The 9,307-nt window shown below is 39.9% G+C and carries 8 protein-coding genes and 1 pseudogene; 8 read left to right on the top strand and 1 reads right to left on the bottom strand.

Annotated features, from left to right (window positions below):
- Nucleotides 1-190 precede the first annotated feature (190 nt).
- Nucleotides 191-1,384: a glycosyltransferase family 2 protein gene (locus BFU02S_RS12690; RefSeq protein WP_066371232.1), complete on the top strand. Its 1,194-nt coding sequence runs from the start codon at nucleotides 191-193 to the stop codon at nucleotides 1,382-1,384.
- Nucleotides 1,311-2,087, top strand: a pseudogene (locus BFU02S_RS12685) (DUF1796 family putative cysteine peptidase). The gene BFU02S_RS12690 and the pseudogene BFU02S_RS12685 overlap by 74 nt, the downstream one beginning before the upstream one ends.
- A gap of 162 nt (nucleotides 2,088-2,249) precedes the next feature.
- Here the strand turns inward: BFU02S_RS12685 and BFU02S_RS16450 are convergent.
- Complete coding sequence (locus tag BFU02S_RS16450) at nucleotides 2,250-2,441, bottom strand: DUF3231 family protein (protein ID WP_369690690.1); 192 nt, start codon at nucleotides 2,439-2,441, stop codon at nucleotides 2,250-2,252.
- A gap of 109 nt (nucleotides 2,442-2,550) precedes the next feature.
- On the opposite strand from BFU02S_RS16450, the gene BFU02S_RS12680 reads away from it, so the two are divergent.
- The 6 genes from BFU02S_RS12680 to BFU02S_RS12655 all read left to right on the top strand — a co-directional run bounded on the left by BFU02S_RS12680 (nucleotide 2,551) and on the right by BFU02S_RS12655 (nucleotide 9,254).
- Nucleotides 2,551-4,017: a flavin monoamine oxidase family protein gene (locus BFU02S_RS12680; RefSeq protein ID WP_066371229.1), complete on the top strand. Its 1,467-nt coding sequence runs from the start codon at nucleotides 2,551-2,553 to the stop codon at nucleotides 4,015-4,017.
- Nucleotides 4,018-4,166: 149 nt separating this feature from the next.
- Entirely contained in the window at nucleotides 4,167-4,802 is a 636-nt protein-coding gene (locus BFU02S_RS12675; protein WP_066371228.1) for a response regulator, read from the top strand.
- A 12-nt stretch (nucleotides 4,803-4,814) separates the two neighbouring features.
- Nucleotides 4,815-5,924, top strand: coding sequence for a sensor histidine kinase (locus BFU02S_RS12670; protein ID WP_066371226.1), 1,110 nt, complete (start codon nucleotides 4,815-4,817; stop codon nucleotides 5,922-5,924).
- A 117-nt stretch (nucleotides 5,925-6,041) separates the two neighbouring features.
- Nucleotides 6,042-6,977 (top strand): ABC transporter ATP-binding protein, encoded by a 936-nt coding sequence (locus tag BFU02S_RS12665; RefSeq protein ID WP_066371222.1) that lies wholly within the window; start codon nucleotides 6,042-6,044, stop codon nucleotides 6,975-6,977.
- 11 nt (nucleotides 6,978-6,988) lie between these two features.
- Entirely contained in the window at nucleotides 6,989-8,107 is a 1,119-nt protein-coding gene (locus BFU02S_RS12660) for an ABC transporter permease (protein ID WP_066371219.1), read from the top strand.
- A 1-nt stretch (nucleotide 8,108) separates the two neighbouring features.
- Nucleotides 8,109-9,254 (top strand): ABC transporter permease, encoded by a 1,146-nt coding sequence (locus BFU02S_RS12655; RefSeq protein WP_066371217.1) that lies wholly within the window; start codon nucleotides 8,109-8,111, stop codon nucleotides 9,252-9,254.
- The last annotated feature ends 53 nt before the right edge of the window (nucleotides 9,255-9,307 follow it).

The raw sequence follows: 9,307 nt of genomic DNA, 5'->3' as shown, positions 1-9,307 counted from the left end.
AAGCTGAACATAAAATTCTAATATTACCAAAAGCTTTTCCAACTGGAAGAGCTTTTCTTTATGCGAAAAATTTGATTTTTAGATTAAGCAACACAATCAACAAAACGGAAATTTCCATATACTAAATGGAATTATTCAAGATTTACGTCCGCATCGGGTATTTTGTACAAGCTATTGGAGGTTGATATATTTGCGTGATGTAGGAGTCGTTATGCCAGTCTATAATCAGGATCCAAACTATTTAAGAGAAGCGTGTCTTTCCATTCTTCAGCAAACCTATCAAGATTTTCATTTTGTCATCGTCATCGATGGTGCAGATCAGCCAACAAGGAAGGTGATCAATGAACTCCTCACCAATGATGAAAGAGTGACCATCATCGATAAAGAGAAAAACGAAGGGGTTTGCAAAGCATTGAATGCGGGTTTCCAATACCTTTTTACCCTGGAAGAAGTGCAATATTTAACTTGGGTCTCAAGCGATAATATTTACTACCCCCACTTTGTAGAAGTTCTTCGGGACCATATGATGAGTTCACCTTACAATGTGGGACTTGTCTTTAGCAGTTTCCGGCACATCTCTCCTGATGGAATCCCAAAACAAACGGAGAAAGACTTGGAAAACTTTAGAGTATTTCAAAATAAAAAGAAAGAAGAACTATTGGACGTCTGTTTCATAGGGGTTTCGTTTATGTACAAAAAGAAATATGCGATCCAAATTGATGGGTATCATTTTGTACCGGTTGAGGATTATGAATATTGGTTACGATTAACAGAAATATGTGATATTTCATACGTTCCACAAGAGCTGATGGATTACAGAGAGAATGCACCAACTAGTATTTCTTATGATTTACACACCAACCTACTGAAGCATCGATGGTGGCGGGATCGGTTTAATTTGGCCAGACAACTTGCCCGGAAACGGCTGAATATTCCTTTTGAAACATCTATTCTTTTCCCAATTGAACAAACTTCTGAGCAAACGATAACAAAATTGGAAGAAATGCTAGATCAAACCTACCATTGTTACCAATTCATCATCCTTGATTCCACACACCAGTTTCAAAACACACTTCATGCGTTGAATATTCACGATCCAAGAATCGTGATCATCCCAACAGAAAATTTGGAAACCGAATTGAAAATGCAGATCTATTCTGTTACTACCCCATATGTCATGATGATTAATGAAAATCCTTTTCCGAATTCGATCTATGCACTGGAAACGCTGGTAAAGACTTTGAAGAATATAAACTCTCCATTGATGTCCTCTTATTTCGAAAATCATTTACTACAATTGCGAAATAACGATGCAATCCATCAGCTTAAATGTAACGAACTATACCCTACGCCAATTCGAAAAAGATTGTATCAAAGAGACTAGCCCATTGAATGGGTTAAATAGAGGTGATTATATGAACTTACAAGAATTAAAAAAATCGTTTGATATCGTCGTTAGTTTAGGAGCATCATGTCTCCCAACTTACCATCTGAAACGAAGAAATTTAAGAACATTTTCCGGACCATTTGACTGAGTGTTATCCCCCTCTCTGTCGGATGTGAATCGATTATTGAAAAACAGAATGCAGGGCCTTATGGAACTTGAAAACATGACATTAATACAGGGGAGTCATTACAATCTGCTAAATGACAATTCCGAAGAGCAAGGCGGGCATTCCACATATGAAATAAAGGACACCCTTTATAATATCACTTCCGTACATGATTTCCTTGTTGTACCAGATGGGAATTGGTCCATAAACTATCCTGAATATAAAGGAAAGCTAAATAAAAGAATTAACGGATTTCTTGAAAAGATCAAGAACAGCAACTCTATTTTATTTGTAAGAACCATAGCCAGTTATGAAGAAACCGTAACATTAAAGTCTGTTTTATCAGAATTAACCGACAAGAATTTCAACATTCTCATTGTCAATCTCGAAATGGGGCTGGAGAACGTCATGGAACAAAATTGGGATATTGATGGAGTTTGCTCTCTGAAATCCCCTCACCACCGAATGGTGTGGTATGGAGACGAAACTGCTTGGGATACTATTTTAGATGGTATCAAAGTAAATGAATCGTAAGGCCGACAAATCTTTGCCGGCCTTTCGTATGTCACGACGATTTTGTCCGTTTTTAAATATCTTCTGCCTATTCGATGCATTTTTTACGCAGTTCAGTTTTCCTTCTTTCGCTTCCTCGATCTTCCCTATCGCATAGAATTTCTGTGTTAGTTCGCTTGTAGATTACTTTTCTTTCACTAATTCATCTCTGTCAGCAGCCATTGGAGGCTGTTCTAGCCAACCATTTTTCATCATGATTTTTGCTCCGTCTTCCGCATACGTTGTGATTTCTGCAGAGAGCCTTACATAATCAACAGCTAAATCCCGTCTGGGGCTTAAAGCCATACTTGTGCTATAAACATTCCCTTCCCTCAATATCTCCAATAAAGCAGCAAAGTATGTAAAACGATTCCAACTCTTTCATACATAGGCATCTCCCCAAGTGAATACAATGGTATAAATTTGGTTCAATAGGGGCGATGGGATGCCTGAAAATAAATTTAACCATTTATCGACTCAACAACTTATTGGCATGATCAAAAACGGGATTGGAAAGTCCCAGGTTCCGAAGAAAATTACGATTGTTGGCGCAGGAATTTCCGGGCTTGTGTCAGCATCACTCTTAAAGGAAGCTGGGCATGATATTACCATTTTGGAAGCGAACAACATCGTCGGAGGACGTATTTATACGATTCGTTCTCCTTTTCAGGACGGCCTTTATTTAAATGCAGGACCGATGCGTATACCTGATAAACACTTATTAACGCTAGAATATATTAAAAAATTCCGGCTCCCCTTAAATTTCTTTATCAACCAGACTCCAACAGATCTTCTTTATGTGAATGGTGTCAAAACCCGTCTTAACATCTATGAACAGCATCCGGAAGTTCTAAACTTTCCTGTTTATCCGCATGAACGGGGGAAAACCGCTGAACAACTGATCAATTTAGCGATACAGCCGATCATTGATTTTATTAACCAAGATCCAAAAAGAAATATGCCCCTGATCGAAGCAGAGTTTAAACATTACTCGTTAAAAGCCTTCTTAGAATTTTACCATAATGGAAAGTCTCTTTCTTCGGGTGCCATCGATATGATCGCTGTTCTCCTTGATTATGAAGCCTTCATGGGAATGTCATTTCTTGAAGTATTACGGGAGACGGCAAGTTTCGAAACGAAACGATTTTATGAAATCTCTGGTGGAATGGACTTGCTGCCGAAAGCATTTCTTCCGCAATTACAAGAGAACATTCGGTATAATCAAAAAATCACGAAAATTGTCCAGCAACCTAACAGTGTCACCATCTATGCCACCGATCCGCACACCTATCAGACTTCCACTTACACTAGCGATCTCGCCATTATCACCATCCCCTTTTCTGTGTTGCGATTTGTAGAAGTTGAACCGTACCATTCTTTTTCTTACTATAAACGCAGAGCGATTCGTGAAATCAATTATATGGCCGCAACGAAAATTGGAATTGAATTTAAAAGCAGATTTTGGGAAAAATACGGCCAATATGGCGGTAAATTCACCACCGATCTGCCCATTCGTTTTACCTATTTCCCTAGTCAAGGAATTGGCACAAAAGGGCCTGCTGTAGTTGTGGCAAGTTATACATGGGCAGATGAAGCGATGACATGGAACGGACTATCGGACCAAGAACGTGTTCAATTTGCCTTAAAGGATTTAGCCAAGTTTTTCGGGGATGAAGTGTATGCTGAGTTTGTTTCAGGGACTTCTTTCAGCTGGGTGAATAATCCCTATTCAACCGGGGGGGTTGTGGCATTCAAACCGGGTCAGGAACATGAACTGTTTCCTTATATTCCAACACCGGAAGGAAGAGTTTACTTTGCAGGAGAACATACCACCCTTACCCATGGGTGGATGCAAGGGGCCATTGAATCCGGCATACGAGTTGCCTATGAAGTAAACCATTTACCAAAATAAACTTCGGTCTGCTGATAAATCCTTTTAATTTGGCAACAAGGTGTAATTTTACACCTTTTTTCATTAGGCTGAAAAAATACTCCTCAAAATCCCAGCTTTCTGTTATGTTTGAAGTATCTGATTCCGATAAAGGAAGTGGCTGCTACAAAATGAGGATTAAACTTCTGATTGCAGATGATAATTCGTTTATTCGAGAGGGTATGAAAATTATTCTGACGACATATGGAGAATTTGAGGTGCTAGAGACGGTGAGTGATGGCAAGGAAGCAGTTGATTATTGCAGGTCCCATGAAGTGGATATTGCCCTCATTGATGTCAGGATGCCCAATATGAATGGGGTGGAAGCGACAAAACTCTTGACGGAAACAACCAAAACCAAACCGGTTATTCTCACGACATTTGATGATGATGAATACATATTGGATGCTATAAAAAACGGTGCAAAAGGCTATCTTTTAAAAAACACCGATCCGGAACGAATTCGTGATGCGTTGAAAAGTGTGTATTTCGGCAATACGGTTATGCAGGACGTTGTGCTAGAGAAGATTAAAGCAAATATGACCCATACTACACATAAAACCAAGGTCGATACGAGTTTGTTCACGGAAAGAGAAATGGACATCATGGCCCTCATTGCAAAGGGATTTTCCAATAAAGCCATTTCAAAAGAGCTGTTTATCTCAGAAGGTACAGTTGCTAACTATATTACCTCAATTTTAAACAAAACAGGTCTGGAGCACCGAACACAAATTGCGATCTACTATCTAACTGGATCGGTGGTCTAAGAGGAAGCAAAAATGGAAATATGGATCATTTTCAGTAAACTTTCGATTATCTTGTTTCTTGGCATTTCCTTTGTCCAATCCGAAACAAGCCATCTTGGTTGGATCATCTTTGCGGTTCTACTTTATATTAGCTTGAATTTTGCCATGTATCTTGTCCTGATAGAAAAATGGAAAAGAGCCATACAAATGGTGACGTTGCTGTTCATTTTCATTTGTTTTTGGAAATTAAATCCATTATTTCTTATGCTGTTTCCAATGAATTTCTTTGAATTGGAATCGTTTTGGTTCGTGAAAAAGTGGTTTGTATTACCGGTCAGTTTGCTGCCTATGTTTCTCATCCCAGGACATCAGGCAGATTACCTATTGTCCACCCTATTCTGCTTTTTGATTTATCTCATGACAAGCCTTTACACTGAAAAATTCATCCAGTATGAACATAAGTATGATAAAATGCGGATCGATTTGCAGAAGCTCACAAAGAATCTAAATGAAAATAAAGAGTATATAAGGCAATCGGAATATACTTCCCGGTTGGAAGAACGCAACCGCATCTCCCAGCAAATTCATGACAGCATCGGTCACTCCATGACAGGAGCGCTGATTCAAATGGAAGCAGCCAAAACCTTGATGGCCCTAAATCAGGAAAAAGCGGCTGAGCTATTGCAGAATGCTACCCATATTTTAAAAGATGGAATCGAGGATATTCGGATTACATTAAAAAATATGAAGCCGCCGACGGAACAGATCGGCCTGCAGCGTCTCAAACTAATGATTGAAGAGTTTTCCATTCAACACCAGTTGCGAGTGCCTTTCGTTTACAAAGGAAATATCGATGTAATTACCCCTATCCAATGGAAAATTATTTATGAGAACATAACCGAAGCGCTGACAAATTCATTAAAATATTCAGGTGCCACGGAAATTTCGATCAAGATTCAAGTCCTCAATAAGCTGATCCGTGCCCAGGTCAAGGATAACGGCAAGGGCATCAGCTCTGGCAAAATGGTGAAAGGGCTTGGCATCATAGGCATGGAAGAACGGACCGCTTCCGTCAAAGGAACAATCATTGTTGATGGATCAAACGGCTTCTCGGTCACTACCCTCCTCCCAATCACTGAATAAATCACAACAAAATCATGAAGTTTCTCATATGAAAAGGATGAACGATTGCACTTATTTCGTTCATCCTTTTTCCTTATAATAACAACATAGAAACAAAAACAAATATGGGGTGAGAGAATGAACGTTTTGGAAATTAAGAATTTAACCAAGAAATTCGGCGACTTTATTGCAGTTGATCATATGTCCTTAACCATTCAGGAAGGAGAAATTTTCGGATTACTTGGATCGAATGGCGCCGGTAAAAGTACGACGATTAATATGATCTCCGGGCTTTTAAAGAACAATGGTGGAGAAATTTATATTTTAGGCAAGAACATTGCTACACATAGCAAGTTTGCCAAAATGAATATCGGAATTGTTCCGCAGGATCTTGCCATTTATGAGGACATGACCGCCTATGAGAATGTCAGATTTTTTGCCGGACTTTACGGGCTTCGCGGTACAGAACTAAGAGTAAGGGCTGAAGAAGCGCTGGAATTTGTCGGTCTGTCAGATAAACAAAAGAGCTATCCGAAGAATTTCTCAGGGGGGATGAAACGAAGATTAAATATCGCCTGTGCCATCGCCCACCGTCCCAAGCTGATTATCATGGATGAACCGACTGTCGGCATTGACCCGCAGTCACGGAACTATATTTTGAACTCTGTTCGCAAACTAAATGAAATGGGTTGCACGATCATTTACACGAGCCATTATATGGAAGAAGTAGAGGAACTCTGTACGCGCATTGCGATCGTCGACCACGGCAAGGTCATTGCTGAAGGAACAAAAGAGCAGTTAACAGCCATCATCACCGATACAAAGGAAATTTGGGTAGAAGTAAAAACATGCGAACATATAGACGAAAAGTCCTTAAAGGAAATCAAAGGGGTAAATACTGTTACGATTGAAGAAAACATCATAAAAATCATCTCCCAGGCCGAGATCAATAACTTGAATCAGATTATACAATTCTTTATAAACCATGGGTTAGAAATCCGTTCACTGCAGGAACAGGCACCAAATCTCGAAACGGTCTTTCTCACCTTGACAGGAAGAAACTTAAGGGATTAGGGGGAAAACTTGTGAATATTTTCAATATTGCCATTATGGAATTCAAACGCACAATTCGTGATCACCGGACGCTTCTCTTTATGCTCGCATTTCCAATTGTATTAATGCTCATCCTTGGAACCGCTCTGTCCAATGTCTTTGACAATACGATTAAAATTGATAAGATCCATGTTTTATATACCGAAAAAAATGACAGCCACATCTCTTCTGCTTTCCATACTTTTATAAAAGACGTGAAACGGGAGAACATGTATTTTTCAAACACATCGGCAAGTATTGACGGAAAACGTGCGGTCAAACAAGACGAATATGATGCCTATGTGGAAATAACGGATCAAGGGATTCAATTTTACGGGAGCGAACGTGAAAGTATGAAATCTAGTATAGTGGAAGGGATGCTGACTGCTTTTACGGATCGTTATAATTTGATCAGCAACATCGCAAAGGAAAAACCTAACAAGGTCCAAACCGTTATGGCAAGCTCAGGGGGCAGCTACGTAAAAGAAACCTCCCTGCAAGCCGACCGTGCACCCGGTTCGATGGACTATTACGCGATGGCTATGACGACAATGATTGCCATGTACAGTGCTATTTCTGCCAGTTTTCTAATTAGAAGCGAAAGAATCCGGAACACGGCTATACGGCTTGCTGTGGCTCCTATTCGTAAAATGGAAATTTTCCTTGGGAAAATTCTTGGCAGTATCGCCATTAACTTTGTTTGTATCTTGATCGTGATGGCTTTTAGCCAGTTTGCATTCGGCGCCAATTGGGGTTCAAATCCCGGAATGGTCATCCTAATTCTGTTCACAGAAGTATTCCTTGCCGTCAGTTTCGGACTCGGAATTAGCTATATGATCAAATCAGATCAAGGTACGAGAACGATTATTATGATCATCCTGCAGCTTGCTTCCTTTTTCGGCGGTGCTTATTTCAAGATAGGCAATGCACAAGGCTTCCTAAAGCTGATCATCGATTTATCACCGATCAACTGGGCAAGAGAAGCGCTAACCAAAATGATTTATAACAATGATTTAACCGCTGCTCTTCAGACAGCTGCATTAAATGTAGGAATTGCACTTGTCTTCCTAATCGCTGCGATTACAGCATTTAGAAAACGGGAGGGTCTCTAGGATGAAAGAAATCAAATGGCTGGTGGCCAATTCATTACGTTCGATCTTTTCAGATAAACGAAAAATTTTCTCCTACGTACTTGTACCGCTGCTGGGGATCTTGATTGCCTTTATGGCATACGGCAATACGGGTCCCGTTTATCTGAATGCCGGTATCGTTGATCTTGATCAAAGTACACTCTCAAAAGGTACCGTCCATTTTATCGATGGATTAAAAAACGTAAAGGGAAAGAATGTGACGGAATCCAATGTTAACAAACAAATCGCTTCCGGCTCCTTGGACTGTGCGATTATCATCAAACCAGGGTTTTCAAAGGCCATCATGAACGGTGAAAAACCGGACATTCAAATCGTATCGATCAAAGGAGATCAAGTTACGGGTTTCCTAAAGGCTTCCCTAAATAACTATATCAGCAATCTATCATCTTTAAGCATTGTAGCGGAAGGAAATACAAATGTATTTCAAACTCTTTATCAGAACTATCAAAATTCAACATTCAAAGTTTCCGCTCATACGTTAAAAGATACTTCCAAAAACAATGATATGACGATTCATACCATTGGCTTTCTGATAATGATCATGTTGTATTCTGCGTGCGGACTTTCTGAATTGATCTTAAAAGAAAAAGAGAACCGCACCTATTTCCGGTTAATGACAGCACCAATCGATGGCAAAATATATGTACTTTCTAATGTCATTGTCAACATGATTATTATGACGATTCAAATCCTTGTCACGCTGACAGTTATGACGAAAGTGTTTGGCATCTCCTCGGGGGTTCCGTTCTGGGAAATGACGGGTGTGTTGATGTTCTTCGCCCTTGTTGCAGTCGGTTTATCATTGGCCATTACTGCTTTTGCAAACAGCTCGGCATCCGCAAATGCCTTGCAAACTCTTATTGCGACGCCAACCTGTCTTTTGGCAGGCTGCTTCTGGCCTGTCGAAATCATGCCAAAAACAGTCCAAAAAATTGCCGAATTCTTACCGCAAAGATGGCTGCTCGACACAATCGCCGAGCTGCAGAAAGGACACACGCTTTCAAGCCTGTCATTAAATCTAGCAACGATCCTCGCTTTCGCCCTTGTGTTCTTTATGATCGCCATTTATAAGTTTAACCGGAATAACAATGTCAGGAGTTTCATTTAAAGCTCACCGTTTTTGGTGAGCTTTTCATTTTGCAAACCCCCTTTTTAAAAATC

Source organism: Neobacillus fumarioli NBRC 102428, from assembly GCF_001591485.1.
GTDB classification, from domain to species: domain Bacteria; phylum Bacillota; class Bacilli; order Bacillales; family Cytobacillaceae; genus Neobacillus; species Neobacillus fumarioli.
The sequence above is the reverse complement of the archived record's forward strand: the minus strand, read 5'-3'. Positions and strand labels throughout refer to the sequence as shown.

What these genes read in the sequence shown, in the direction of transcription:
- BFU02S_RS12680 (WP_066371229.1), top strand. Translation starts at nt 2,551, where the DNA reads ATGCCTGAAAATAAATTTAACCATTTATCGACTCAACAACTTATTGGC.
- BFU02S_RS12675 (WP_066371228.1), top strand. Translation starts at nt 4,167, where the DNA reads ATGAGGATTAAACTTCTGATTGCAGATGATAATTCGTTTATTCGAGAG.
- BFU02S_RS12670 (WP_066371226.1), top strand. Translation starts at nt 4,815, where the DNA reads ATGGAAATATGGATCATTTTCAGTAAACTTTCGATTATCTTGTTTCTT.
- BFU02S_RS12665 (WP_066371222.1), top strand. Translation starts at nt 6,042, where the DNA reads ATGAACGTTTTGGAAATTAAGAATTTAACCAAGAAATTCGGCGACTTT.
- BFU02S_RS12655 (WP_066371217.1), top strand. Translation starts at nt 8,109, where the DNA reads ATGAAAGAAATCAAATGGCTGGTGGCCAATTCATTACGTTCGATCTTT.